The organism is Pseudomonas sp. RL_5y_Pfl2_73 (assembly GCF_963970515.1).
GTDB lineage: Bacteria > Pseudomonadota > Gammaproteobacteria > Pseudomonadales > Pseudomonadaceae > Aquipseudomonas.
This window is the reverse complement of sequence record NZ_CAXAPD010000038.1, coordinates 1-23796: the sequence shown is the minus strand read 5'-3', so window position 1 is coordinate 23796 and position 23796 is coordinate 1. Positions and strand designations below refer to the sequence as shown.

General features: G+C 63.0%; 28 protein-coding genes. 23 read left to right on the top strand and 5 right to left on the bottom strand.

The window, feature by feature from the left end; genetic code table 11:
• Positions 1–42 precede the first annotated feature (42 nt).
• The gene (locus AACY42_RS25535; protein WP_339483136.1) at positions 43–393 is read left to right on the top strand and encodes a DUF6124 family protein; all 351 of its coding nucleotides are present in this window, start codon (positions 43–45) and stop codon (positions 391–393) included.
• Between the two features lie 62 nt (positions 394–455).
• Here AACY42_RS25535 and AACY42_RS25530 read toward each other — a convergent pair whose 3' ends face one another.
• The 4 genes from AACY42_RS25530 to AACY42_RS25515 form a co-directional block, all read right to left on the bottom strand.
• A complete protein-coding gene (locus AACY42_RS25530; RefSeq protein WP_018601310.1) occupies positions 456–857 on the bottom strand; it encodes a helix-turn-helix domain-containing protein in 402 nt (133 codons plus the stop codon).
• Positions 854–1150 (bottom strand): type II toxin-antitoxin system HigB family toxin, encoded by a 297-nt coding sequence (locus AACY42_RS25525; protein ID WP_024617966.1) that lies wholly within the window; start codon positions 1148–1150, stop codon positions 854–856. The genes AACY42_RS25530 and AACY42_RS25525 overlap by 4 nt, the downstream gene beginning before the upstream one ends.
• A gap of 165 nt (positions 1151–1315) precedes the next feature.
• Positions 1316–1594: a hypothetical protein gene (locus AACY42_RS25520; RefSeq protein ID WP_018601315.1), complete on the bottom strand. Its 279-nt coding sequence runs from the start codon at positions 1592–1594 to the stop codon at positions 1316–1318.
• A 612-nt stretch (positions 1595–2206) separates the two neighbouring features.
• The gene (locus AACY42_RS25515) at positions 2207–3112 is read right to left on the bottom strand and encodes a LysR substrate-binding domain-containing protein (protein WP_339483153.1); all 906 of its coding nucleotides are present in this window, start codon (positions 3110–3112) and stop codon (positions 2207–2209) included.
• Positions 3113–3319: 207 nt separating this feature from the next.
• Here AACY42_RS25515 and ycaC point away from each other — a divergent pair, with 207 nt between their 5' ends.
• Both ycaC and trxC read left to right on the top strand, forming a co-directional pair.
• Positions 3320–3946, top strand: a complete 627-nt coding sequence (gene ycaC / locus AACY42_RS25510; RefSeq protein ID WP_339483132.1) for an isochorismate family cysteine hydrolase YcaC — start codon at positions 3320–3322, stop codon at positions 3944–3946.
• A gap of 109 nt (positions 3947–4055) precedes the next feature.
• The gene (gene trxC, locus AACY42_RS25505; RefSeq protein WP_339483131.1) at positions 4056–4478 is read left to right on the top strand and encodes a thioredoxin TrxC; all 423 of its coding nucleotides are present in this window, start codon (positions 4056–4058) and stop codon (positions 4476–4478) included.
• A gap of 90 nt (positions 4479–4568) precedes the next feature.
• On the opposite strand, the gene AACY42_RS25500 is transcribed toward trxC, so the two are convergent.
• Positions 4569–5339, bottom strand: a complete 771-nt coding sequence (locus tag AACY42_RS25500; RefSeq protein WP_339483129.1) for a ParA family protein — start codon at positions 5337–5339, stop codon at positions 4569–4571.
• Between the two features lie 350 nt (positions 5340–5689).
• Between AACY42_RS25500 and AACY42_RS25495 the strand changes: the two genes are divergently transcribed.
• The 20 genes from AACY42_RS25495 (at position 5690) to AACY42_RS25400 (ending at position 23254) form a co-directional block, all read left to right on the top strand.
• Positions 5690–6418, top strand: a complete 729-nt coding sequence (locus AACY42_RS25495; RefSeq protein WP_339483127.1) for a beta-ketoacyl synthase chain length factor — start codon at positions 5690–5692, stop codon at positions 6416–6418.
• A complete protein-coding gene (locus AACY42_RS25490; protein WP_339483125.1) occupies positions 6394–7203 on the top strand; it encodes a lysophospholipid acyltransferase family protein in 810 nt (269 codons plus the stop codon). The genes AACY42_RS25495 and AACY42_RS25490 overlap by 25 nt, the downstream gene beginning before the upstream one ends.
• Positions 7184–7441, top strand: coding sequence for a phosphopantetheine-binding protein (locus AACY42_RS25485; protein ID WP_042727925.1), 258 nt, complete (start codon positions 7184–7186; stop codon positions 7439–7441). Before AACY42_RS25490 ends, AACY42_RS25485 begins: the two co-directional genes overlap by 20 nt.
• A 9-nt stretch (positions 7442–7450) precedes the next feature.
• Positions 7451–7705, top strand: coding sequence for an acyl carrier protein (locus AACY42_RS25480; protein ID WP_003197040.1), 255 nt, complete (start codon positions 7451–7453; stop codon positions 7703–7705).
• Positions 7702–8247, top strand: coding sequence for a hypothetical protein (locus tag AACY42_RS25475; RefSeq protein WP_339483121.1), 546 nt, complete (start codon positions 7702–7704; stop codon positions 8245–8247). The genes AACY42_RS25480 and AACY42_RS25475 overlap by 4 nt, the downstream gene beginning before the upstream one ends.
• On the top strand, positions 8244–9923 hold the full coding sequence (locus AACY42_RS25470; protein WP_339483120.1) for an AMP-binding protein: 1680 nt from the start codon (positions 8244–8246) through the stop codon (positions 9921–9923). Before AACY42_RS25475 ends, AACY42_RS25470 begins: the two co-directional genes overlap by 4 nt.
• 215 nt (positions 9924–10138) lie before the next feature.
• Positions 10139–10873 carry a glycosyltransferase family 2 protein gene (locus AACY42_RS25465; protein WP_339483118.1) on the top strand — a complete coding sequence of 245 codons (735 nt, stop codon included), beginning with the start codon at positions 10139–10141 and terminating at the stop codon, positions 10871–10873.
• On the top strand, positions 10870–11814 hold the full coding sequence (locus AACY42_RS25460; protein ID WP_339483117.1) for an LpxL/LpxP family acyltransferase: 945 nt from the start codon (positions 10870–10872) through the stop codon (positions 11812–11814). Before AACY42_RS25465 ends, AACY42_RS25460 begins: the two co-directional genes overlap by 4 nt.
• Entirely contained in the window at positions 11795–13339 is a 1545-nt protein-coding gene (locus AACY42_RS25455; protein ID WP_339483116.1) for an HAL/PAL/TAL family ammonia-lyase, read from the top strand. The genes AACY42_RS25460 and AACY42_RS25455 overlap by 20 nt, the downstream gene beginning before the upstream one ends.
• Positions 13332–13757: an acyl-CoA thioesterase gene (locus tag AACY42_RS25450; protein ID WP_053185279.1), complete on the top strand. Its 426-nt coding sequence runs from the start codon at positions 13332–13334 to the stop codon at positions 13755–13757. Before AACY42_RS25455 ends, AACY42_RS25450 begins: the two co-directional genes overlap by 8 nt.
• A complete protein-coding gene (locus AACY42_RS25445; RefSeq protein ID WP_339483113.1) occupies positions 13754–14347 on the top strand; it encodes a LolA family protein in 594 nt (197 codons plus the stop codon). Before AACY42_RS25450 ends, AACY42_RS25445 begins: the two co-directional genes overlap by 4 nt.
• A complete protein-coding gene (locus AACY42_RS25440; protein ID WP_339483112.1) occupies positions 14331–16673 on the top strand; it encodes an MMPL family transporter in 2343 nt (780 codons plus the stop codon). The genes AACY42_RS25445 and AACY42_RS25440 overlap by 17 nt, the downstream gene beginning before the upstream one ends.
• Positions 16674–16696: 23 nt before the next feature.
• Positions 16697–17956, top strand: a complete 1260-nt coding sequence (locus AACY42_RS25435; protein ID WP_339483110.1) for an NAD(P)/FAD-dependent oxidoreductase — start codon at positions 16697–16699, stop codon at positions 17954–17956.
• Positions 17953–18681, top strand: coding sequence for a class I SAM-dependent methyltransferase (locus AACY42_RS25430; RefSeq protein ID WP_339483109.1), 729 nt, complete (start codon positions 17953–17955; stop codon positions 18679–18681). Before AACY42_RS25435 ends, AACY42_RS25430 begins: the two co-directional genes overlap by 4 nt.
• Positions 18678–19157 (top strand): DUF3261 domain-containing protein, encoded by a 480-nt coding sequence (locus AACY42_RS25425; protein WP_339483108.1) that lies wholly within the window; start codon positions 18678–18680, stop codon positions 19155–19157. The genes AACY42_RS25430 and AACY42_RS25425 overlap by 4 nt, the downstream gene beginning before the upstream one ends.
• On the top strand, positions 19154–20350 hold the full coding sequence (locus AACY42_RS25420; protein WP_339483107.1) for a beta-ketoacyl-[acyl-carrier-protein] synthase family protein: 1197 nt from the start codon (positions 19154–19156) through the stop codon (positions 20348–20350). The genes AACY42_RS25425 and AACY42_RS25420 overlap by 4 nt, the downstream gene beginning before the upstream one ends.
• Positions 20347–20814 (top strand): hotdog family protein, encoded by a 468-nt coding sequence (locus AACY42_RS25415; RefSeq protein ID WP_339483105.1) that lies wholly within the window; start codon positions 20347–20349, stop codon positions 20812–20814. The genes AACY42_RS25420 and AACY42_RS25415 overlap by 4 nt, the downstream gene beginning before the upstream one ends.
• Entirely contained in the window at positions 20811–21539 is a 729-nt protein-coding gene (gene fabG / locus AACY42_RS25410) for a 3-oxoacyl-ACP reductase FabG (RefSeq protein WP_014336201.1), read from the top strand. Before AACY42_RS25415 ends, fabG begins: the two co-directional genes overlap by 4 nt.
• Complete coding sequence (locus tag AACY42_RS25405) at positions 21539–22765, top strand: beta-ketoacyl-ACP synthase (protein ID WP_339483103.1); 1227 nt, start codon at positions 21539–21541, stop codon at positions 22763–22765. The genes fabG and AACY42_RS25405 overlap by 1 nt, the downstream gene beginning before the upstream one ends.
• Before the next feature lie 42 nt (positions 22766–22807).
• Complete coding sequence (locus AACY42_RS25400; protein ID WP_339483102.1) at positions 22808–23254, top strand: excinuclease; 447 nt, start codon at positions 22808–22810, stop codon at positions 23252–23254.
• Positions 23255–23796 lie beyond the last annotated feature (542 nt).

Genomic DNA, 23796 nt, shown 5'->3' with positions numbered 1-23796 from the left:
AGCGATAGGTCGTGGTGGCTCAACCAATCACGGAGATTCACCATGTTCAAAGCAACCCCCAATCCGCCCGATACCGATCCAGCCACTAAAAACTCAAAAGAATTCGACGAAACTGCTGACCGCGTCCTCGACTACTACCTCAACCCAAAACCCAACAAACCCGAGGCCGATCCAGGCCAACTGTTCACCGTCGTCAATGGCGTCGACACCGAAACCCTGCTCGCCAACCTCAGCGAAAACCTGGCCTCGGCCAACGCCATGGTCAGTGACCTGGCGTTCGATTTGGAAGGCCCCAAGCGGCACATTGCCCTGGGCATTCAGCAGTTGATCGAACTGAGCAGCTTATTGGCGAACCGGGCACTGGACAACGTCGACCCACGCCAGTCGACATAGCGCATCCCCCTGTGGCGAGGGAGCTTGCTCCCTCGCCACAGTTAGTGCGCCGCGCCAAACCATCAAATAAAGGTCTCAACCGATACGCCGAAGCGCTCCGCCAGCCAGCGGATCTGCCTTAAATTGAGCTGGCGCTTGCCGCTCAATATCTCCGACACCACCGACTGGGTGCCGACACCCGGCAAGTCGCTCTGGCTCATCCCATGCTCGCGCATCAGATAGCGAAGTGTCTCGACGCCACTGGCCTTGGGCATTGGCCGATGTTGGTGATCCCAGGCCTCAATCCATTCACCGATGATGTCCACCAGGCTCATCAGAGGATGGGCTTCTTCTTCGCCAATCAATTCCAACAATTCATCGAGCGCTGCGACCAACCGGTCGTAATCCTCTTCGCTCCTGGGTTTGCGCAGCAGGGGCGACACAAACTCCCAATGGGCGGCGACTTGTTCGATCAGTGCACTCATCCCTTTTCCTCCTTCCACCTGCCTCTGTCGTATTCCCGATGGTCAAGCACGCATTTGATATACAGACGCTGCGCTCGGTATCGAATCACCGCAATCAGCCGCAACTTGTTTCCACCGATGTCAAACACATGCAGCGGACCGACCTTGTCGGTTGCCGGAAATATGGATTTCATCGCTGCGAAATCAGCCGGGCTATTGCGCTTGATCAGCCGATACCATTGATCCAACGCATTCGCTGAATGTGGCCATTTCTCCTTGGCCTCCCAAATGCGTTTCTCAGTGATCACATGCATGCAACGTCCTTATCGCATTTTGCTATGGGGAAGTTAAACACAAATCTGGCGCATCGCAAATTGCGATAGCGCCAGTTAGACAAATGGTTAGTTCTTGCTGGTTTCCAGCCTAGTCGCCAAAAGCTTTAGGTCTCGGTAAGAAATGTGAGCAGATATGAGTCCTGCTCACCCAACCTTATCGTTCCCCTGCTCAGGCGTCTCGATGCCCGGTTCCGTCTCGGCACCCTCTTCGCCAACCGGTTTGGCCGGCGTTTTTTTCTCCGGGTAACCGGGCATGCCGCGGGCGTCTTCAGGGGTCAGTTCATCCCGGTCGTGGCGGCGGTCGGTGGCGTAGGACGGGGCGGCGTTGGGGTCTTCGTCGCGGCCGGCGGTGCCGAGTACGAAGCCGTCATCGTTGGGGTTGTCCACTGTTTGGGGAGTGGCTGGGTCTTGAGGATGGCTCATGGGACCTCCTGAGTCTGCAAACAGATACGTAGTGTCTTTTTGAGGCCGTGACACCTTTTCAGTGCGGCGCACCTGATGAATGGCAGCCTTGAGTGCAAGCCCCACAATGGGATTGGAGTACGAGAGGGAGAGCCAGCCGGCTATCAGGCCGCCTCGCGAGCAAGCTTTGCTCCCACAGGACCTGCCCAAACAAGTCTGATGGGTGTACGACCGTGAGAGCCAGGTCGGCTACTAGGCCGCCTCGCGGTGGACGTTGATTTCGGGCGCCCCGTTAACCACGCTGGCCGAACGCAGGCATTGTGGAGTGGGCATCCCGGCATGGATGCCGGGATAGCCGCGCTGGGCCATGGATGGCCCTTCGCGGCGGGCCCACGGAGCAATGCCGGAGTGAGGGCACACCGAGCCTAGGCGAGGTGCCGAGTGGTGGGGCAAAGCGCTTTTGGTTACTTTTGGCGCTCTTCCAAAAGTGACCCGCTGTAAAAGCGGAACCCCAAGTGGCCGTTACCGCAGAAATGGATATGTACCCAGTCAAAAACCCCCGACCAACTATCAGGCCAGCATCGCAAGCAAGCCCACACACAAGGGAAATACGCTGGCATAGTGGCCTCCACGCTACGCCATATCACTCTGGCTGAATTCCTCGGCCAGAAAATCAAGCAGCGTACGCACCGACGGCAGCAACCCGCGTCGCGAGGCAAAGATCGCATGGACGATCCCGCACTTGGGCGTCCAGCCCGGCACCAGCTCCACCAACCGGCCGGCCGCTATGTCTTCGCGCACCACCACGGCAGGCAGGTGGGCGATGCCGATGCCGGCCAACACGGCGTGACGCAGGGCCAGCAAGTCGTCGGTCACCATGCGCGGCTCATGGCGGATCAGTGCACGGGTGCCGTCCGGACCGAACAATTCCCACTGGTATTCACGCTGCGGCGCCCCCCAGTGCACGCTAGACAAGCCGTTGAGGTCCGCCGGGGAGGCCGGTGAAGACAAGCGCTCCAGGAACGCCGGGCTACCCACCAGGCACTGGGTGCTGTTGCTCAACACTTTCATGACCATGTCGGTATTTTCCAGCGGCGGAAAGCGCACCCGCAAGGCGATATCGAACCCTTCATGGATCAAGTCCACCCGGCGGTTGGTGCTCTCGATGAACAGTTCCACCCGCGGGTACTTGAGCATATAGCGGGTCAGCATCGGCCCGACCCAACTGTTGAGTAGCGCCGTCGGGCAACTGATGCGCACCCGTCCCTGGGGTTCGGAGCGGTTGCGCTCGATCACTTGCGCCGCGCTCTCGGCTTCGACCCGCATCGCCAGGCAGCGCTGGTAATAGGCCTGGCCGATCTCCGTCAAGGTGCAGTGGCGGCTGGTGCGATGGAGCAACCGCACCCCGAGCCGCTCCTCCAGCTGGGCAATACGCCGGCTGAGTTTGGACTTTGGCATGTCCAGCGCCCGACCAGCGGCGGCGAAGCCACGGTGTTCGACCACCTGGGTGAAATAGTAAAGCGTGTTGAGGTCTTCGATGATCGTTCTCCAAATAGAACGCTAAGTCCATTTTTCGCAGTCTAGCGCATCAAAGGTGCCAGTTTTAATCTACACCCATCGAATCGCGACACGGATTGAAACCGGGGCGCTTCGACCGGATGAATCACCGATCAATCGCTGCAGCAACATTGAAAACCTTAACCACGCCGACACCTTCGGCAACCAAAACTCAATGAGGGCTACGCCATGACCACTTCCTACAACCGTCTCGACAAAGATAACGCCGCCGTTCTGCTGGTCGATCACCAAGCCGGCCTGCTGTCCCTGGTGCGCGACATCGACCCGGACCGCTTCAAGAACAACGTGCTGGCCCTGGCGGACCTGGCGAAGTACTTCCAACTGCCGACCATCCTCACCACCAGCTTCGAAACCGGCCCCAACGGCCCGTTGATGCCCGAGCTCAAGAGCCTGTTCCCGGACGCGCCGTACATCGCTCGCCCTGGCCAGATCAATGCCTGGGACAACGAAGATTTCGTCAAGGCGATCAAGGCCACCGGCAAGAAGCAACTGATCATCGCTGGCGTGGTTACTGAGGTCTGCGTGGCCTTCCCGGCACTGTCGGCCCTGGCCGAAGGCTTCGAAGTGTTCGTGGTCACCGATGCGTCCGGCACGTTCAACGAACTGACCCGTCAATCGGCCTGGGACCGCATGTCATCCTCGGGTGCGCAACTGATGACCTGGTTCGGCCTGGCTTGTGAACTGCACCGCGACTGGCGCAACGACGTGGAAGGGCTGGCGACCTTGTTCTCCAACCACATCCCCGACTACCGCAACCTGATGACCAGCTACAACACGCTGACCCACGCCAAATAACCCGCGACGCTGACCCCCCCTGTGGGAGCAAGCTCGCTCCCACAGGGTTTTTGTGTTGGTTTCTATATAGTGTTCAATCTGTGCCGATGATTTTCTGGAGACTGACCTGATGCTGATCCCCTGCCCCCATTGCAACGGGCTCAATCGCATACCCACCGAACGCCTGGGCGACCAACCCAAGTGCGGGCGCTGCAAGGCCCAGGTGCTGTTGAGCAAGCCGTTCGAACTCAAGCAAGGCGACTACGCGAGCCAGATCAAGGGTGAGTTGCCATTGCTGGTGGATGTATGGGCCGATTGGTGTGGGCCGTGCAAGTCCTTCGCGCCCGTGTTCGAACAAGCCGCCGCGCAACTGGTGGGCAAATGTCGGCTGGCCAAGCTCGACAGCGAGGCCAACCAGCCGCTATCCGCGCAGTTGGGGATCCGTTCGATTCCCAGCCTGATCCTGTTCAAGGACGGTCGGGAAGTGGCGCGCCAGAGTGGGGCGCTGCCGTTGCCGCAGTTGATGGCTTGGTTGCGCAGCCAGGGGATTTGAAGCACAGCCTGGAAAGATCGCAGCCTTCGGCAGCGCCTACAGGGTTAGCGCTCATCCTGTAGGCGCTGCCGAAGGCTGCGATCTTTTGCTTCAAGCCTGCTCCAGCAACCCATGCAACTCCACGAACTGCAGGGTCAGCTTGTGCCGCGGGTCAAGGTGGATCAGTGGCAGGCTGGCCTGGTGGGATTCGCGCATGCGCACCGAACTGCTCAGGTACACCGGCAATACCGGCAGCCCTTCGGCGATCAACTCGTCGAGAATCTGCTGTGGCAGGCTGGCCCGGGCCTGGAACTGGTTGACCACGATGCCTTCGACTTCCAGGCCTTCGTTATGGTCTTCCTTGAGCTCTTCGATTTCCGCCAGCAGCCCATACAGCGCCTGTCGGGAGAAGCTGTCGCAGTCGAAGGGAATCAGCACCCGATCGGCGGCGATCAATGCTGAAACCGCATAAAAATTCAGTGAAGGCGGGGTATCGAGGTAAATCCGGTCGTAATCCTCCTCCAGCTCTTCAAGCAGTTTGCGCAGCTTGTTGATCTTGTGCTTGGCCTCAAGCTTGGGCTGCAGGTCCGTCAGTTCCGCCGTGGCGGTGACCACGTGCAGGTTGTCGAACGGCGTTTCGTAGATATCCACCTTGTTCTTTTTCGAGAACGGCCCGGACGACAAGGTCTGCTTGAAGAAGTCGGCAATGCCCATGGGAATGTCATCGCCGGTCAAGCCAGTCAGGTACTGAGTGGAGTTGGCCTGGGCATCCAGGTCCACCAATAGCGTGCGATAGCCTTCGCTGGCGCTGACTGCCGCCAGATTGCAGGCGATACTGGATTTGCCCACGCCACCTTTCTGATTGAACACCACACGCCGCATGTCAAAACCTCCGTGTACCAAAGATGCCCGAGTGTAGTAGGCAGCGACACCGCTTAGCTACCTTCTGCGTAGAAGGACTACAGCAACAGTGGCTTTTCCAACGATTCAGGCGTCAATTCGCCCAGACCGCGACAGAAACAACCGACAGACAGACTTGTGATGATCGCAACAATGGTCCAAGCCAGGCCTTGAGCAGCGCAACGCGTACATTTCGCTGAGCAAAATGTAACCAGTATTTGCTACAAGCCAATCGCACCGGGATAATGCGCGCCACTTGGGTCGCTAGGCCATGCAGGGTTGGACGCGGGTCAAACCACTGGACCGTGACAATAAAAGCCCGCAGGGGTGGGATGACGTTTGTGATCAATTTCAATATCGCCCAATGGCGCGCATGGGCCCCTGGGCTCGAAAGCGTGGACGATTGGCAGGCATGGAGCCGACAGCCGGTCGTATTGCCGACTAGCGATGCCGCCCCTGACGTTTCGTTCCTGCCGGCCATGCAGCGCCGGCGCCTCAGCCGCCTGGCGCGAATGGCCTTCAGTGTCGGCTGGCCGCTGGCCGAGGGGCGGGCGGACCTACCGTTGGTCTTTATTTCCCGCCACGGCGAAACCCCGCGCACTTTCGAGATTCTCAAGGACCTGGCCGCCGACCAGCCTTTATCGCCGACCCAATTCAGCCTCTCGGTGCACAACGCGGTGATTGGCCTGTGGTCGATCATGCGCGGCGAAACCAGTGAAATGACGGCCCTGGCCGCTACTGGCGACGGGTTGGAACACGGCGTGCTGGAGGCCGTCGCGCTGTTGAACGAAGGATCGCCTGCGGTGCTGCTGGTGATCACCGAAGAACAACCTCCACAAGTCTATGCACCGTGGGTCAATGACGTGCCGTTTCCCTATGCCATGGGCCTGCTATTGACCCCGGGTGACGACTGGCAATTGGACCTGTGCGCCCGCACCGGTCAAATGCCGGGCAGCGACTGGCCCCATGCCCTGGATTTATTGCGTACGCTGCTGGATGACAAAACCACCTGCCAACATGCCTGGAAGAATCGTGTATGGACCTGGCAACGCAACCGGTGACGGGTAAACACCGAGACGCCTATTACTGGCGCCTGATCGCGACCGCCCTAAGCTTCGCCCTGTTCGGGCTGGGCGGACTGTGCCTGCGTTTGCTGGTGTTCCCGTTGCTGGCCTGGTGGCCCGGCGATGCCCTGGCTCACCGCCAAAGGGCGCGCCGCACGGTCGGGCGGTTGTTCTGGTTCTTTATCCGGTTCATGGCCCGCACCGGCGTGCTCACCTACCAGATCGATGGCGCCGAACGGCTCGGGCGCCCTGGGCAGATGATCATTGCCAATCACCCGTCGCTGATCGACGTGGTGTTCCTGATCGGGCTCGTGCGCGACGCCAACTGCGTGGTCAAGCAAAGCCTCTGGGAGAACCCCTTTACCCGTGGCCCACTGCATTCGACCCAATACATCAGCAACGACGGCAGCATGGACATGCTCGATGCCGCCAGCGACGCCCTGCAAGAGGGCCAGACGCTGATCGTCTTCCCCGAAGGAACGCGCACCCAACCAGGTCAGGTACCGGCCTTTCATCGGGGGGCGGCGGCCATCGCCCTGCGGGGTGCGAAAATCCTCACACCCGTCACGATCAAGGTCTGCCCCACGACCCTGACCAAGGCCGAACCCTGGTATCGCATTCCCCGGTGCCGCGTGCACTTCAGTTTTCGCGTCGGGGCCGATATAGACCCACAGGCGTTCGCCGCGCTCGGCCCGCCACCTCAGGCTTCGCGCAGGCTTAACGATTTTTTGCATCACTATTACATCAAGGAGCTCGCCGAAGATGAGCGATCTGCACCGTGACATCAAACAGCTGATCATCGACGCCCTCGGCCTGGAGGATATTGGCATCGACGACATCGGCGACCACCAGACCCTGTTCGGTGAAGGCCTGGGCCTGGATTCGGTGGATGCCCTGGAGCTTGGCCTGGCGATCCAGAAGCAGTACGGCATCAAGATAGACGCCGACGCCAAGGACACCCGCAACCATTTCAGCAATGTGGCAAGCCTTGCGGCCTTCGTCACTGCAAAACGCCCCTGAGACCGGATCATGCAAACTCGTGACGATATTTTCCACACCCTGCGCGATGCTCTGGTCGAGCTTTTCGAGCTGGACCCTGAGCGTGTGACGCTGGAATCGAACCTGTACCAGGACCTGGAAATCGACAGCATCGATGCGGTCGACCTGATCGACCATATCAAGCGTCAGACCGGCAAGAAAATCGCCGCCGAAGAATTCAAGTCGGTGCGCACCGTCAATGACGTGGTCGAGGCGGTTTATCGACTGGTCCAACCGGCCGCATGACACGGCTGATTGGCCTCGGCCTGCTGCTGGCGGGCCTGCTCTACCCCTTTGCGGTGTATTTCGGCATGGAGCACTTTGCCCCGTGGCAGTTCGGGTTGCTGCTGGGTAGCCTGTGGCTGGCCCGGGCGTTGCTTGGCAACGACGGGGCCGGCAGCCGCTGGATGGCGGCCACGGCGATCGTGTTTTGTGTATTGCTCGCGCTGTTCGACAGCCCGCTCCTGCTGCGCTGGTACCCGGTGCTGATCAGCGCATTCATGCTCGGGCTGTTCGTGCTGAGCCTGAAATACGGCCCGCCGATGATCGAACGCCTGGCCCGCCTGCGCGAACCGCAGTTGCCAGCCAAGGCGGTGGTGTATACCCGCCAGGTCACGGTGGCCTGGAGTGTGTTTTTCCTATGTAACGGTTTGCTCGCCGCCGCCCTGACCCTCTGGGCGCCGCTGAGCTGGTGGATGTTGTACACCGGCCTGATTTCCTACGGATTGATGGGGCTGCTGTTTGCCATTGAATGGCTCATACGACAACGGGTAAGAGGCCACCCATGAATTGGATAACGCTTGAGCAGATGCTGCTCAAGGCTCAGCCGGAACGTGCCGTTGCGGTCGATCCGGCACTGAATCACTCGCAACTGCGGGACGCGGCGTTGCGCCTGGCGGCCGGCCTGCATGCCCGGGGCGTGCGACATGTGGCGGTGCACCTGGAAGATGCCGCCGACCTGGCCGTCGCCCTGCTCGGCGCCTGGCGCGCCGGAGCCCGAGTCCTGCTTCCCACCGACCTCCAAGCGCAGACACGCCAGCGTTGGGCGGCGGACGTGGACCTGTGGCTGACCGACCAGCCCGGCGATACACATCCCGACGCCTTGCAACAAGCGCCGATGGACGCCGCCGAACTGGACCTCGATCAGTGCTGGCTGAGCCTGTGCACTTCTGGCTCCAGCGGTGAACCCAAGCGCATCGAGAAAACCCTGCGCCAGTTGAGCAACGAGGTCCAGGCCCTGGAACACCTGTGGGGCGCCGACCTGGGCCCGGCCTGCATGATCGGCAGTGTTGCAACCCAGCACATCTACGGGTTGCTGTTCCGGGTGCTTTGGCCCCTGTGCGCCGGACGTGTATTCGTGCGGCGGCAATTGGCGTTCCCCGAAGACCTGCAACGCGCCAGTCGCGAACAACCGGCGTTCGCCTGGGTCGCTAGCCCGGCGCTGCTCAAACGCATGGGCGACAACCTCGATTGGCCGGCCTTGAGCTGCGTGCGCCGGGTGTTCTCCTCTGGCGGTGCCTTGCCGGCCGAGGCTGCGCAAAGCTTGCAGCAGCGCCTGGGGCAATGGCCGACAGAAATTTTCGGCAGTTCGGAAACCGGCGGCATCGCCTGGCGCCAGGGTGGCGGATTGTGGCAACCCTTTGCCGACGTCGAGCTGAGCCAGGACAGCGACGGCGCCTTGTTGATCGCCTCGCCCTACCTACCGACCGGGCATGTGGAACACACCGCCGACGCGGCGCGAATCGCCGAAGATGGGCGCTTCGAACTGCTCGGGCGACTGGACCGCATCGTCAAGCTCGAAGAAAAACGCATCTCCCTGCCGATGCTCGAACAAGCGCTGGTGACCCACGACTGGGTCAGCGAAGCGCGGCTGGGGGTGGTACAGGAGAATCGCGCCTCCCTCGGTGCGCTGCTGGTGCTGAGCGACGCTGGCCTGCGTGCCTTACGCAACCAGGGTCGACGCGCCGTTACCGAAGGCCTGCGCCGGCACCTGAGCGAGCATTGCGAAACCCTCGCCCTGCCACGGCGTTGGCGCTGGTTGCGGCAGTTGCCGCTCAACGCCCAGGGCAAGCTGCCCCAGACCGAGGTCGAGGCGCTGCTGATGGCGCCACGCCCCAAGGCCCCTGAAGTCCTGGAGCAGGTCGACACCGACGGCGAGTGGAGCCTGCAACTGGTCGTACCGCCAGACCTGGTGTACTTCAGCGGTCACTTCCCCACCGCGCCGGTACTGCCGGGCGTGGTGCAGGTCGATTGGGCCTTGAGCCTGGGCCGACAATTGCTGGACCTGCCGCCCCGGTTCGTCGGCATGGAAGTGCTGAAATTCCAGCAACTGGTGCGCCCCGGCGATGAAGTCCAACTGCACCTGCGCTTCGACCGCGAGCGCGGCAAGCTGTACTTCGCCTACCGCAATGACACGGCGGCCTGCTCCAGTGGGCGGATTGTGTTGGGGGAAAACAATGCCTAAGCATCCGCACAGATCATTGTGGCAAGGGCGCTTGCTCCCGCAGGGTGGCGTAGGAGCTGTCGAGTGCAACGAGGTGGCGATCTTGTCCCTAGCAATTGAGTCCAAAGCGAAAGATCAAAAGATCGTCCGAACGCGGCACCGAGCCTTCGGCAGCTCCTACGGCGGGAGCAAGCGCTCTCGCCACAAAATGCTCCTTGGCCATCGAGACATGCCGCATGCATAACCCCTGCGCCGTCATCCCGGTCTACAACCACGAAACCGCCATCTCGGCGGTGGTCCAGGCGTTGCTCGCCAACGGCCTGCCCTGTGTGCTGGTGGACGACGCCAGCAGCCCGGCGTGTGCCGCCGTGCTCGAGCGGCTGGCCGAGGGCGAGCGGGTTCATCTGGTCAGGCTGGCCGTCAACCAGGGCAAGGGCGGTGCGGTGATGACCGGCCTGCGCGAGGCTTCGCGCCTGGGTTTCAGCCACGCCTTGCAGGTGGACGCCGACGGGCAGCACGATCTTGGCGACGTGAAGACGTTCATCGAGCAATCCCGTGCCCACCCCGACGCGGTGATCTGTGGTTATCCGCGCTACGATGCCAGCGTGCCGAAAGGTCGTCTGTATGCGCGCTACCTGACCCACGTGATGGTCTGGATCAACAGCCTGTCCTTGCAAATCCGCGACTCCATGTGCGGCTTTCGGGTTTATCCCTTGGCACCGACCCTGGCGCTGATCGACTCGGCCAATATCGGCAAGCGCATGGATTTCGACTCGGACATCCTCGTGCGCCTGGCGTGGCGCAATCAGCCGATGCACTGGCTGCACACGCGGGTCCATTACCCCCAGGACGGGGTCTCGCACTTTCGCCTGCTCCACGACAACGTGCTGATTTCCAGCATGCACACCCGATTGTTCTTCGGCATGCTCGTGCGCTTTCCCCTGATTCTCTGGCGACGGTGGCGGGCATGAGCCTTCAGGAAGACAAGCAACATTGGGCCGACCGCCAGGAGCGTGGCAGTTTCTGGCTGATGAAGCTCACCGCTGTCGCCGCCAAGGTGCTCGGCCGGCGCTTGCTGACCCCGGTGCTGTACGGCATCGTCCTGTACTTCTTCATTTTCGGCCGCAGCGCCCGCCAGGCGGCCTGGCAATATCAGCAGCGCCTGGCCGACTGGAGCACACGTCCTGAACTGCGCCCGACCCGCTGGCGGGTGTTCGGGCAGTTCATGGCCTTTGCCGACTCCCTGCTAGACAAGCTCGACGTCTGGAACGGCAAGCTGAGCATCGACCAGATCGAAATCGTCGATAAGGCGCTGCTGCGCAATCACTTGCGAGACACCCGCGGGCAAATGCTGGTGGGCGCGCACCTGGGCAACCTGGAAATGTGCCGGGCCCTGGCCGAGCTGGGCGAGAAAGTGACCATGAACGTGCTGGTGCACACCAAGCACGCCGAGCAGTTCAACCGCTTGCTGGGCGAAGCCGGTGCCACGCACCTGCGGCTGATCCAGGTCAGCGAGCTGGACCCGGTGATCATGTTGCAGTTGAGCGAACGCCTGGAGCGCGGCGAGTGGCTGGCCATCGCCGGCGACCGCGTACCGCTGCACGGCGGGCGCAGCGTGACCGTGGACTTCATGGGCCACCCGGCCGCCTTTCCCCAGGGCCCTTGGCTACTGGCCGGCCTGCTGAAATGCCCGGTCAATCTGCTGATGTGCCTCAAGCACGAGGGACGCTATCGCGTCATCCTCGAACCCTTCGCCGATGCCGTGGCATGGAAACGCAATGACCGCGAGCAAGTGATCGCCCACTGGGCCGGCCGCTACGCCGAACGCCTGGCGCAGTACTGCCTCCAGGGCCCCCAACAGTGGTTCAACTTTTACCCTTTCTGGAAGACCGATGACGATGCCCACTCCTGAGCCGGTAACCTTCGGCGAACGCCCCTTGCGCATCGAAGATGTGCTGGCCCTGGCCAACCGTCAGACACCGACGCAATTGCAAGATGACCCGGTGTTCCGCCAGCGCATTGCCAAGGGAGCGCAATTCCTCGATTCCTTGCTGGACAAGGAAGGGGTGATCTACGGCGTGACCACCGGTTACGGCGACTCTTGCGTGGTGGCCGTGCCGTTGCACCACGTCGAGGCCCTGCCGCGCCACCTGTACACGTTCCACGGTTGCGGCCTGGGCAAACTGCTCGACGCCCAGGCCACCCGTGCGGTGCTGGCGGCGCGTTTGCAGTCGCTGTGCCACGGCGTGTCGGGGGTGCGGGTGGAACTGCTGGAACGCCTCCAGGCCTTTCTCGAACACGACATCCTGCCGCTGATTCCGGAAGAAGGCTCGGTGGGCGCCAGTGGCGACCTGACGCCGCTGTCCTACGTCGCCGCCACGCTGTCCGGCGAACGGGAAGTGATGTTCCGCGGCGAACGGCGGTTGGCCGCTGACGTGCATCGTGAACTGGGCTGGACACCGCTGGTGCTGCGACCCAAGGAAGCCCTGGCGCTGATGAACGGCACCGCCGTGATGACCGGCCTGGCTTGCCTGGCCTTCGCCCGCGCCGACTACCTGCTGCAACTGGCGACCCGCATCACCGCGCTGAACGTCGTCGCCCTGCAAGGCAACCCGGAACACTTCGACGAACGCCTGTTCGCTGCCAAGCCACACCCGGGGCAGATGCAAGTCGCCGCGTGGCTGCGCAAAGACCTGGCAATCGACGCCCCAACCGCGCCGCTGCATCGCCTGCAGGATCGCTATTCCCTGCGCTGCGCGCCCCATGTGCTTGGGGTATTGGCCGACAGCCTGGGCTGGCTGCGCGCGTTTATCGAGACCGAACTCAATAGCGCCAACGACAACCCGATCATCGACGCCGAAGCCGAGCGCGTCCTGCACGGCGGGCATTTCTACGGCGGGCACATCGCCTTCGCCATGGACAGCTTGAAAAACCTGGTGGCCAACGTCGCCGACTTGCTGGACCGCCAGCTCGCACTGCTGGTGGACGAGCGCTACAACCATGGCCTGCCAAGCAACCTGTCCGGCGCCAGCGCCGAACGGGCGATGCTCAACCATGGCTTCAAGGCCGTGCAGATCGGCACCAGTGCCTGGACCGCCGAAGCCCTGAAAAACACCATGCCGGCCAGCGTGTTCTCGCGCTCCACCGAGTGCCACAACCAGGACAAGGTGAGCATGGGCACCATCGCCGCCCGGGATGCGATCCGCGTGCTGGAGCTGGCCGAACAAGTTGCCGCGGCTACCTTGCTGGCCGCCAACCAGGGCGTGTGGCTACGCAGCCGTGCCGAAGACGCACGAGCGCTGCCGCCGGCCCTGGCCGCCATGCACCAGCAACTGGCTGAGGATTTCCCGCCGGTGATCGAAGACCGCGCCCTGGAAGGCGAACTGCGCCTGTGCCTGCAACGCATCGCCGAGCAACACTGGAGGCTGCATGCGTAACCAAGGCGTTTTGCACGTTGACACACACATCGTGGTGCCGTTCTTCGATGTCGATTCGATGAACGTGGTCTGGCACGGCCACTACGTCAAATACCTGGAAGTGGCCCGCTGCGCCTTGCTCGACCTGATCGGCCACAACTACAACGACATGCTCGAATCCGGCCACGCATGGCCGATCATCGACCTGCAACTGCGCTACGTGCGCAGCGCCGTGTTCGGCCAGGCCCTGACCGTGCGCGCCAGCCTGGTGGAGTGGGAAAACCGGCTGAAGATCAATTACCTGATCAGCGACGCAGCCACCGGCGAACGCTTGACCCGTGCCAGTTCGGTGCAAGTGGCCGTGGACCTCGCCAGTCGCGAAATGCTGCTGGCCTCGCCCCGGGTCTTTGTTCAAGCCGTGGAAAGGAAACTGCCATGAAGCGCCTGGTTATCTGGCTGTTGCTGTGCTGCCTGGCGCCCGCTGCCCAAGCGTTCGACTTGCAACAACTCAGCGAGCAACTGGCCCGCCCGGAGGTGATCCACGGGCAGTTCATCCAGGAAAAACACCTGCGCGCCCTGCCCCAGCCCCTCACCAGCAAGGGGCGCTTCGTGCTGGCGAAAAACCACGGCCTGCTGTGGCTGCTGCAAACCCCGCTGCAACAGGACTACCGCATCACCACCCAGGGCATCGCCCGACGAGACGGCAGCACCTGGCAGATGTTGCCGAACAAGAGCGCCGGCGCCGAGCAGAACCGCTTGTTCCTGGCCGTATTGCAGGGTGACAGCACAGGCCTGCAGCGGGATTTCGAACTGAGCCTGTCGGGCGAGCCGCAACAATGGAAGCTCACCCTGACCCCGCGCTCGGTGCTGCTCAAACAGGTTTTCAACCAGATCAACATCGACGGCGGCGAACTGGTGCAGCGCATCGAATTGCTGGAAACCCAAGGCGACAGTACCGTGCTGCGCATGCAGGACACGACCAGCGCACACCCCTTGAGCGAAGCGGAGCAACATGATTTTGCCGAGTGAACGGGGGCTGCCCTGGCTGTTCGTGATGCTGCTGCTGGCAGTGCTCGCGCTCGCCGGTTGGCAATGGCGCAACGGCGCACCGCTGTCGGCCAATCTCATGGAACTGGTGCCAGGCACGTCGCCCGATGCGCTGGAACTCATCGCCGAACAACGCATGCAGGAACCACTCAATCGCGAGATGCTGGTGCTGGTCGGTCACACCGATCGCCAGCAAGCCATCGCCCTGGCGCAAACCCTGGGCCAGCAATGGCAGGCCAGCGGTCTGTTCGACAAGGTCCAGTGGACGTTGCAGGCCGACTTGCCGGCGCTGCGCGCGCAGTTGCTCAACGGGCGGCTGGCAATGCTCTCGGCGGCGGACCGGCAGCAATTGATCAAGCAGCCCCAGGCGTTCATCCAACAACGGGTGCAGGCCCTGTTCGACCCGTTCAGCGGCTTCAGCCTGGTGCCGAACCAGGACGACTGGCTGGGTCTGACCGGGCGCATCCAGAACAGCCAGCCACAACGCGGCGCGATAAAATTCGACATCGGCAGCGGTGCGTTGGTCGCCGATGCCGACGGTAAAAGCTGGGTGATGCTGCGGGCCCGCGCCCAAGGCAACGCCTTCGACATGAACCTGCCGCTGCAAGTGGCCGAGCTGCTGCAACGCAGCCGCGACCAGGCAAGCCAGGCCCAAGGGCAACTGCTGGCGGCCAGCGGCCTGCTGTACGCCGCCAGCGGCCAACAACAGGCGTCGCGAGAAATCACCTGGGTCGGCGGTGGCGCGACCATCGGCATCTTGCTGCTGCTGTTGCTGGCCTTCCGACGCCTGCGCGTGTGGTTGGCGTTCGTACCGGTGCTGGTGGGCGTGCTGTTCGGCGCGGTGGCCTGCGTGGCCTTGTTTGGCCACATGCATGTCATGACCCTGGTCTTGGGCTCCAGCCTGATCGGCGTCGCGGTGGACTACCCACTGCACTACCTGTCCAAGAGCTGGAGCCTCAAGCCATGGCGCAGCTGGCCGGCCTTGCGCCTGACCCTGCCGGGGCTGAGCCTGAGCCTTGTGACCACCTGCATCGGCTACCTGGCCCTGGCCTGGACCCCCTTCCCGGCCCTGACCCAGATCGCGATATTTTCCACCGCCGGGCTGGTTGGCGCCTACCTGGCCGCCGTCTGCCTGCTGCCGGCGCTGCTCAAGGGTGCAGAGTTGCGTCCAGCCCAATGGCCGCTCCAGGTCTGCCAATACCTGCTCAAGGCCCGCGAGGCCCTGCTGAAGCGGGTGCGCACGCCGGTCCTGCTGATGTTGTTGTTGTCGTTCTGCGCGGGCGGGCTCTGGCACCTGACCACGAAAAACGACATCCGCCAGTGGATCGGCACGCCTCAGCACCTCACCGACGAAGCCCACGACGTCGCGCGCATCACCGGCTTCCAGCCCACCAGTCAGTTCTTCCTGATCCGCGCCGACGATCAATCCCAACTGCTGGAGCGCCAGACCGCCCTCAACGAGCGGCTGGATCAGTTGATCGGCCTGGAAAAGCTCCAGGGCTACCTGTCGCTGAACCAACTGGTCAGCCCGCCCGCCGAACAGCAGAAGGTGCGTGAGGCCCTCGCCCGCTTGCCAGCCTTCTGGCAACCGCTGCTGGACCTGGGCGTCCCGGTCGCCGCGCTGCAAGCGGAGCTGGCGCAACTACAGGCCCTGCCGGTAACCGACATTGACGCCGCACTGGCAGGACCGTTGGCCGAGCCGTATCGCACACTCTGGCTCGGACCAACAGCACAAGGCGTTGCCGCGGTGGTCAGTTTGCAAGGTTTGAACGATGCGGCGCTGCTGCGGGTACAAGCGGTGGATCTGCCGGGCGTCCTACTGGTGGATCGCCTGGGCGACCTCAACCGAGTCTTTGCCGCCACGCAGGTCAGCGCCGCCGAGTTGAAACTGGCCTCCTGCGTGTTGATTGTGCTGGTGCTGATCTGGCCGTTTGGTGTCGGCGGCGCCTTGTGCATCGTCGCATTGCCGCTGCTGGCTGCGCTGTGCAGCCTGGCGAGCCTCGGCTGGCTGGGGCAGCCACTGACCTTGTTCAGCCTGTTCGGCCTGTTGCTGGTGACGGCCATCGGCGTCGACTACGCGATCCTGATGCGCGAGCAGATCGGCGGCGCGGCCGTGAGCCTGCTGGGCACGTTGCTGGCGGCGATCACCACCTGGCTGTCGTTCGGCCTGCTGGCGTTGTCCAGCACACCGGCGGTGAGTCATTTCGGCCTGGCAGTGAGCCTCGGGCTGGCCTTCAGTTTCATGCTGGCGCCGTGGGCCGGGCGTCGGGAACACCCCACACCCGCTCAAGGACAAGACCCACGATAACTATGGATATTCGAGAAATTCCAATGCCTGTTACTGAAACGGAATATCGCCAGGTCGTCATCATCGGCGCAGGCCCTTCCGGCGCCATCGCCGCCGCGCTGCTCAAGCGCAAGGGCCACGATGTGCTGGTCATCGAGCGCCAGCATTTCCCCCGGTTCTCCATCGGTGAGAGCCTGTTGTCCCATTGCCTGGATTTCGTCGAAGAGGCCGGCATGCTCGACGCGGTCAATGCCGCCGGCTTCCAGCGCAAGAACGGCGCCGCGTTTGCCTGGGGCGAGCGCTACAGCGCCTTCGATTTCGGCGATACCTTCAGCAACGGCAAGCCCACGACCTTCCAGGTGCAACGCGCCGACTTCGACAAGTTGCTGGCCGACCAGGCCGCCCTGCAAGGCGTGGAGATCCGCTACGGCCAAGCGATCAGCCGCGCCGACTTCAGCCACGCCAAGCCACAACTGGGCGTGCAGCGCGAAGATGGCAGCGAGTACTGTGTCGAGGCCGACTTCGTGCTCGATGCCAGCGGCTATGGCCGAGTCTTGCCGCGCCTGCTGGACCTTGAGGCCCCGTCGAATTTCCCCGTGCGCCAGGCCGTGTTCACGCATATCGAAGATCGCATCGACACCCCGGCTTTTGATCGGGACAAGATCCTCATCACCACCCACCCGAGCAAACGCGACGTGTGGTTCTGGACCATTCCGTTCAGCGACGGGCGCTGCTCGGTGGGTGTGGTTGCAGCGGCGGAACATTTCGCCGGCCGCACCGACGACCTCGATGCCTGCCTGCGCGGTTTCATCGATGAAACCCCAAGCCTGGCCGGCGTGCTGCAGAACGCCGTGTGGGACACCCCGGCGCGGACCATCGGCGGCTACTCGGCCAACGTCAAGACGCTGCACGGCCCTGGCTTCGCCCTGCTGGGCAACGCAGCAGAATTCCTCGACCCGGTGTTCTCCTCCGGCGTGACCATTGCCATGCGTTCGGCGAGCATGGCCGCCGAGGTGCTGCATCGTCAGTTGCAAGGTGAACCCGTGGATTGGCAAAGCGAGTTTGCCGAGCCACTCAAGCGCGGCGTCGACACCTTCCGCTGCTACGTCGAGGGCTGGTACGCCGGCACCTTCCAGGACGTGATTTTCTACACCGAAGGTTCGGCCGATATCCGTCGCATGATCAGCTCGATCCTGGCCGGCTACGCCTGGGATCAACGCAATCCGTTTGTCAGCGAACCCAAGCGGCGCCTGCGCATGCTTTCGGAAATCTGCGCGAGCCCGGCGCCGAGTCTGCAACCATGAGCTACCTGAGCGACAACTACGTCGAAGAAACCCGCTTCGGTTTCTGGTTCCTGCGCAGCCACACCTGGCAGCACCATGTATTGCGCGTGGCGATCAACGACCTGCGCAGCCTGTTCAGCACCCCGTTGCCGGCCAACCCGGTGCTGCTGGACGCCGGTTGCGGCCAGGGCAAATCATTCCAGTACCTGCGTCAGGTGTTCGCGCCACACCGCCTGATCGGCGTGGATGCCGACCCCCACAGTCTGGACCTGAGCCGGGAGGAAGCCGCGCGCCAGGGCATGAGCGTAGAACTGATCGGCAGCGACTGCGCGACATTGGCGGTACCCGATGCCAGCGTCGACCTGTTGTTCTGCCACCAGACGTTCCATCACCTGGTGGAACAGGAAAACGCCCTCGCCGAGTTCTACCGCGTGCTCAAGCCCGGCGGCTATTTGATGTTCGCCGAATCCACCGAAGCCTACATCGATACCTGGGTGATTCGCTGGCTGTTCCGCCATCCCATGCACGTGCAGAAAAGTGCCGCACAGTACCTGGAGATGATCCGCGAACAGGGTTTCCAGTTCGAAGCCCGCAACGTGTCGTACCCGTACCTGTGGTGGAGCCGTGCCAAGGATTTCGGCCTGCTGGAGCGCTTCGGCCTGCGTCGCCCAAGACCCTTTGGCGAGCGTGAGGAAACCCTGGTCAACGTGGTCGCCCGCAAACCTCTCGAAGGGGCCGCCGGATGATCCGTGGCCTGCTGATCGCCTGTCTGCTGCTCAGCGCCTGCGCCAGCCAGGCGCCGCTGCCCGCTCGCACGCCGACCCTGGCCTTGCCGATGCAACTGCACATCGAGAGGACAATGGCCGGCCAACGCCAGGACTGGCTGCTGGTGATCCAGCGCGAAGACGCCGGCATCCGTTGGTCGATGATGGACCCACTGGGCATTCCCGTGGCCCGCCAGCGCCTGGTCGCTGGCCAGTGGCAAGCCGACGGTCTGCTGCCGCCCAATGCCGAGGCCCGGGAGTTGTTCGCCGCGCTATTGTTCGCCCTGACCCCCGAAGCCGAACTGCCCGACAACTACCCGGCCGCCCGGCAACAGGCGTCGCAACGGACCCTCGATAGTCGCTGGCAGGTGCGCTACACGCAGCCGCTGGATTTTGAAATGAGCCTGCCCCAAGGCCCCCGCTACCGCATCACACCGTTGCCCGAGAACGCCCCATGACCGCCTATTTGAATGCCCTCGGGGTGATCTGCGCCCTGGGCCGCGACAAGCACACCGTTGCGCGCAACCTGTTTGCTGGCGACTGCTCGGGCGTGTGTATCGAGGACGACTGGGTGGCCGAACGTGCGTTGCCAGTCGCCGCGGTGCCGGGTGAACTCGCCCCCATTCCCCCAACCCTGCTGGCGCACCGCACTCGCAATAATCAACTGCTGCTGGAAGCCGGATTGCAGATTCGCGCCGAGATCGACCAGGCCATCCAGGCCTACGGTCGCACCCGCATCGGCATCGTGTTGGGCACCAGCACTTCGGGGATCGATGAGGCCAGCCAGGGCATTGCCCATTACCTGCGCGAGCAACACTTCCCCGACGGCTACGACTACCAGCAACAGGAGCTCAGCGCGCCGGCCAACTTTCTTTCCGACTGGCTCGGCCTGAGCGGCCCGTCTTACGTGATTTCCACGGCCTGCACTTCCAGTGCCCGCGCCTTGATGAGCGCCCGGCGCCTGCTCGACCTGGGCCTGTGCGATGTCGTGCTGTGCGGTGGCGTGGACAGTCTGTGCAAACTGACCCTCAACGGTTTTTCCGCGCTGGAAGCGATGTCGAATGAACGCTGCAATCCGTTTTCGGTGAACCGCAGCGGCATCAACATTGGCGAAGCAGCCGTGCTGTTCCTCATGAGCAAGACGCCAGGCGACGGGACACCGATTGCCTTGCTCGGCGACGGCGCCAGTTCCGATGCCCACCATATTTCCGCACCTGAACCCAGCGGTCGCGGCGCCCGCCAGGCCATGGAAAAAGCCCTGCGTTGCGCCGGCCTCGAGGCCAGCCAGATCGACTACCTGAACCTGCACGGCACCGCCACGCAACACAACGACGCCATGGAAAGCCAGGCGGTGGCCGGGCTGTTTCCGGCGGGCGTGCCCTGCTCGTCCACCAAGCCCATGACCGGCCATACCCTCGGCGCGGCCGGGGCACTGGAAGCGGCGTTCTGCTGGCTGGCCCTGAGCACAGAGAACACCGCCCTGGCCCTGCCGCCGCATATCTGGGACGGCCAGGCCGATCCGGCCCTGCCGGCGCTGGACTGGGTCACCGCCGGCACCCACCTGACCCCGGCCACCCCGCGCCGCCTGATGAGCAATTCATTTGCGTTCGGCGGCAACAACGTCAGCCTGATTATCGGAGACGCCCCATGATTGACTGGCCGCTCGCCGAACTGCTGCCCCATGCCGGCGACATGATCCTCATCGACCGGATCCTGTCGTTCGATGACGAACAGATCCATACCCACACCACCGTCAAGCCTGGCGGTTTGTTCAACCGCGACGACGGTGCGCTGCCGGCCTGGGTCGGCATCGAGCTGATGGCCCAGAGTGTCGCGGCGTTTGCCGGTTGCCATGCACGCCAACGGGGTGAAGCCGTGGCGCTGGGCTTTTTGCTCGGCACCCGCAAGTTCGAATGCAACGTCGAGTGTTTTCCCGCAGGCGTCGAGCTGACCATCCACGGCGTGCGCTCCCTGGAAGACGACAACGGCATGGGCGTGTTCGAATGCCACATCCACGCCCCAGGCATCCACGCCACGGCCCGGCTCAACGTATTCCGTCCGCCCCAGGCCGCCCATTACCTTCATGAACCGTCCGCAACAGGAAACCCGTCATGACTGAATCCGTACTGGTCACCGGCTCCAGCCGTGGCATCGGCCGCGCCATCGCCCTGCGCCTGGCCCAGGCCGGGCACGACATCGTGCTGCACTGCCGCAGCGGCCGCGCCGAGGCCGAGACGGTCCAGGCCCAAATCCAGGCCCTGGGCCGCAACGCCCGGGTGCTGCAATTCGACGTGGCCGACCGTGCCGCGTGCAAGGCCATTCTCGAAGCCGACGTCGAAACCCACGGCGCCTACTACGGCGTCGTGCTCAATGCCGGCCTGACCCGCGATGGTGCCTTCCCGGCCCTGAGCGAGGACGACTGGGATGTGGTGATGCGCACCAACCTCGACGGTTTCTACAACGTGCTGCACCCGGTGATGATGCCGATGATCCGTCGGCGCGCCGCCGGGCGGATCGTCTGCATCACCTCGGTTTCCGGGCTGATCGGCAATCGCGGCCAGGTCAACTACAGCGCCTCGAAGGCCGGGTTGATCGGTGCGGCCAAGGCGTTGGCAATCGAGCTGGGCAAGCGCAAGATCACCGTCAATTGCGTCGCGCCCGGCCTGATCGACACCGCTATGCTCGATGAAAACGTCCCCGTGGAAGAACTGATGAAAATGATCCCCGCCCAGCGCATGGGCACTGCGGAAGAAGTGGCAGGTGCGGTGAATTTCCTGATGTCCGCCGAAGCCGGCTACATCACCCGGCAGGTCCTGGCCGTCAACGGAGGCTTGTGCTGATGAAGCGCGTTGTCGTCACCGGCATGGCCGGTATCACCTCCATAGGCAGCGACTGGGAGACCATCGCCGCCAACTTCGCCGCCAACCGCAGCGGCATCCGACGCATGGATGAGTGGGACCGTTTCACCGAACTGAACACCCGCCTGGCCGGCCCCATCGACGACTTCCAGGTCCCGGCCCACTGGACCCGCAAGCAACTGCGCAGCATGGGCCGCGTTTCGCGCCTGGCGGTGGGCGCGGCGGAACAGGCCCTGGCCGACGCTGGCCTGCTGGGCGACGCGTCGATCAAGGACGGGCGCATGGGCGTGTCCTGCGGTTCGTCCACCGGCAGCACCGACGAGATCAAGGCCTTTGGCAACATGCTGCTCAACAGCGTGGCCGAAGGGCTGAACGCCAACTCCTATGTGCGGATGATGCCCCACACCACGGCGGCCAACATCAGCATCTTCTTCGGCCTGACCGGACGCCTGATTCCCACCTCCAGCGCCTGCACCAGCGGCAGCCATGGCATCGGCTATGCCTACGAGGCGATCAAGTTCGGACGCCTGCCGTTGATGCTCGCCGGTGGCGCTGAAGAACTGTGCCCGACCGAAGCGATGGTCTTCGATGCGCTCTACGCCACCAGCCTGAAAAACGATGCGCCGCAAACCAGCCCGCGCCCCTACGACAAGGACCGCGACGGTTTGGTGATCGGTGAAGGCGCCGGCATGCTCGTGCTTGAAGAACTGGAACACGCCCTGGCCCGTGGCGCACGGATTCATGCCGAGGTCGTCGGCTTTGGCAGCAACGCCGACGGCCAGCACGCCACCCGTCCCGAACTGAGCACGATGCGCCGGGCCATGGAACTGGCCCTGGAAGATGCCGGCCTCGAGCCCTCGGCCATCGGCTACGTCAACGGCCACGGCACCGCCACCGAACAGGGCGACATTGCCGAAACCCTGGCCACCAGCAGCCTGTTTGGCGAGCGCATGCCCATCAGCTCGCAGAAGAGCTTCCTCGGCCACACTCTGGGTGCCTGTGGGGCGCTGGAGTCCTGGTTCAGCATCGAAATGATGAACCGCGACCTCTACGTACACACCTTCAACCTCGATGAGGTTGATCCCCAATGTGGCAAGCTCGATTACCTGCGCAACGAGTTCAGGTCGATGAGCCACGAATACGTGATGAACAACAACTTCGCCTTTGGTGGGGTCAACACCTCGCTGATTTTCCGCCGCTGGCACTGAATCGGATTCAAAACCCTGTTGCCCCTCGTCAAGGAGACCATGATGTCGTTGAAGAAAATCACCGTGACCGCCGCCCTGTTGCTCAGCACCCTGCCAAGCCTCAGCCAGGCCCGTGATACCGCGCTGTTCCTGCCCTTCGACAAAGTCGTGGCCGAAGCCATCCGCACCGGCAAGATCGACGGCAGCGTGAAATTCTACCTGGCCGGCAACAAACCGGCCGGCAACGTCACCGTGATCAGCCCTGGCGCGGTGACCAACAAGAAAACCAACGCCTTCAACAAATCCGATGAAGTCGCCTGCGAATGGGTCCTGCAATCGGCCCTGATCAGCCTGCACCAAGCGGCCAAGAACGCCGGCGCCAATGCCGTCACCAACATCGTCAGCTTCTACAAGCGCAACGAACGCAAGGACTCCACCACCTACGAATGCCACGCCGGCGCGATCATGGCGGGTGTTGCGTTGAAAGGGGATTTGGCGAAGGTGCAATAAAAAAAGCGCTTTTGCAACGTCGGAGCGAGCCTGCTCGCGAAAGCGGTGGGTCAGTACCGGCGATGTTGGCTGTACAGCCATTATCGCAAGCAAACTCAGCTCCCACAGGGTCCGTTGGCTCACCCAAATATTGCCGACACCCCAGATCCGCTGTGGGAGTGAGCTTGCTCGCGAAAGCGGTGGGTCAGCACCGGTGATGTTGGCTGTACAGCCATCATCGCGAGCAAGCTCAGCTCCCACAGGGTTCATTGGCACACCCAAACATTGCCGACACCCCAGATCCACTGTGGGAGCGAGCCTGCTCGCGAAAGCGGCAGGTCAGTACCGGTGATGTTGGCTGTACAGCCATCATCGCGAGCAAGCTCAGCTCCCACAGGGTTCATTGGCACACCCAAACATCGCCGACACCCCAGATCCACTGTGGGAGATTCTATGGTGCAGGGCTACCCCTTAAATGCCCTTCGGTAAGTATTCGCTCTGGTTCTTCAGCAGGGCGAATACTACTCGGGCAAGCTTGCGGGCCAGTGCCACTAATGCTTCGG

Excerpts from the sequence above, each read along its gene's own strand:
- AACY42_RS25405 (WP_339483103.1), top strand. The coding sequence starts at position 21,539 with ATGAAGCGCGTTGTCGTCACCGGCATGGCCGGTATCACCTCCATAGGC.
- AACY42_RS25480 (WP_003197040.1), top strand. The coding sequence starts at position 7,451 with ATGCAAACTCGTGACGATATTTTCCACACCCTGCGCGATGCTCTGGTC.
- AACY42_RS25535 (WP_339483136.1), top strand. The coding sequence starts at position 43 with ATGTTCAAAGCAACCCCCAATCCGCCCGATACCGATCCAGCCACTAAA.
- AACY42_RS25450 (WP_053185279.1), top strand. The coding sequence starts at position 13,332 with ATGCGTAACCAAGGCGTTTTGCACGTTGACACACACATCGTGGTGCCG.
- fabG (WP_014336201.1), top strand. The coding sequence starts at position 20,811 with ATGACTGAATCCGTACTGGTCACCGGCTCCAGCCGTGGCATCGGCCGC.
- AACY42_RS25445 (WP_339483113.1), top strand. The coding sequence starts at position 13,754 with ATGAAGCGCCTGGTTATCTGGCTGTTGCTGTGCTGCCTGGCGCCCGCT.
- AACY42_RS25400 (WP_339483102.1), top strand. The coding sequence starts at position 22,808 with ATGTCGTTGAAGAAAATCACCGTGACCGCCGCCCTGTTGCTCAGCACC.
- AACY42_RS25415 (WP_339483105.1), top strand. The coding sequence starts at position 20,347 with ATGATTGACTGGCCGCTCGCCGAACTGCTGCCCCATGCCGGCGACATG.
- AACY42_RS25440 (WP_339483112.1), top strand. The coding sequence starts at position 14,331 with ATGATTTTGCCGAGTGAACGGGGGCTGCCCTGGCTGTTCGTGATGCTG.
- AACY42_RS25520 (WP_018601315.1), bottom strand. The coding sequence starts at position 1,594 with ATGAGCCATCCTCAAGACCCAGCCACTCCCCAAACAGTGGACAACCCC.
- ycaC (WP_339483132.1), top strand. The coding sequence starts at position 3,320 with ATGACCACTTCCTACAACCGTCTCGACAAAGATAACGCCGCCGTTCTG.
- AACY42_RS25430 (WP_339483109.1), top strand. The coding sequence starts at position 17,953 with ATGAGCTACCTGAGCGACAACTACGTCGAAGAAACCCGCTTCGGTTTC.
- AACY42_RS25465 (WP_339483118.1), top strand. The coding sequence starts at position 10,139 with ATGCATAACCCCTGCGCCGTCATCCCGGTCTACAACCACGAAACCGCC.
- AACY42_RS25490 (WP_339483125.1), top strand. The coding sequence starts at position 6,394 with ATGGACCTGGCAACGCAACCGGTGACGGGTAAACACCGAGACGCCTAT.
- AACY42_RS25435 (WP_339483110.1), top strand. The coding sequence starts at position 16,697 with ATGCCTGTTACTGAAACGGAATATCGCCAGGTCGTCATCATCGGCGCA.
- AACY42_RS25460 (WP_339483117.1), top strand. The coding sequence starts at position 10,870 with ATGAGCCTTCAGGAAGACAAGCAACATTGGGCCGACCGCCAGGAGCGT.
- AACY42_RS25500 (WP_339483129.1), bottom strand. The coding sequence starts at position 5,339 with ATGCGGCGTGTGGTGTTCAATCAGAAAGGTGGCGTGGGCAAATCCAGT.
- AACY42_RS25525 (WP_024617966.1), bottom strand. The coding sequence starts at position 1,150 with ATGCATGTGATCACTGAGAAACGCATTTGGGAGGCCAAGGAGAAATGG.
- AACY42_RS25485 (WP_042727925.1), top strand. The coding sequence starts at position 7,184 with ATGAGCGATCTGCACCGTGACATCAAACAGCTGATCATCGACGCCCTC.
- AACY42_RS25420 (WP_339483107.1), top strand. The coding sequence starts at position 19,154 with ATGACCGCCTATTTGAATGCCCTCGGGGTGATCTGCGCCCTGGGCCGC.
- AACY42_RS25425 (WP_339483108.1), top strand. The coding sequence starts at position 18,678 with ATGATCCGTGGCCTGCTGATCGCCTGTCTGCTGCTCAGCGCCTGCGCC.
- AACY42_RS25470 (WP_339483120.1), top strand. The coding sequence starts at position 8,244 with ATGAATTGGATAACGCTTGAGCAGATGCTGCTCAAGGCTCAGCCGGAA.
- AACY42_RS25455 (WP_339483116.1), top strand. The coding sequence starts at position 11,795 with ATGACGATGCCCACTCCTGAGCCGGTAACCTTCGGCGAACGCCCCTTG.
- AACY42_RS25475 (WP_339483121.1), top strand. The coding sequence starts at position 7,702 with ATGACACGGCTGATTGGCCTCGGCCTGCTGCTGGCGGGCCTGCTCTAC.
- AACY42_RS25495 (WP_339483127.1), top strand. The coding sequence starts at position 5,690 with ATGACGTTTGTGATCAATTTCAATATCGCCCAATGGCGCGCATGGGCC.
- AACY42_RS25530 (WP_018601310.1), bottom strand. The coding sequence starts at position 857 with ATGAGTGCACTGATCGAACAAGTCGCCGCCCATTGGGAGTTTGTGTCG.
- trxC (WP_339483131.1), top strand. The coding sequence starts at position 4,056 with ATGCTGATCCCCTGCCCCCATTGCAACGGGCTCAATCGCATACCCACC.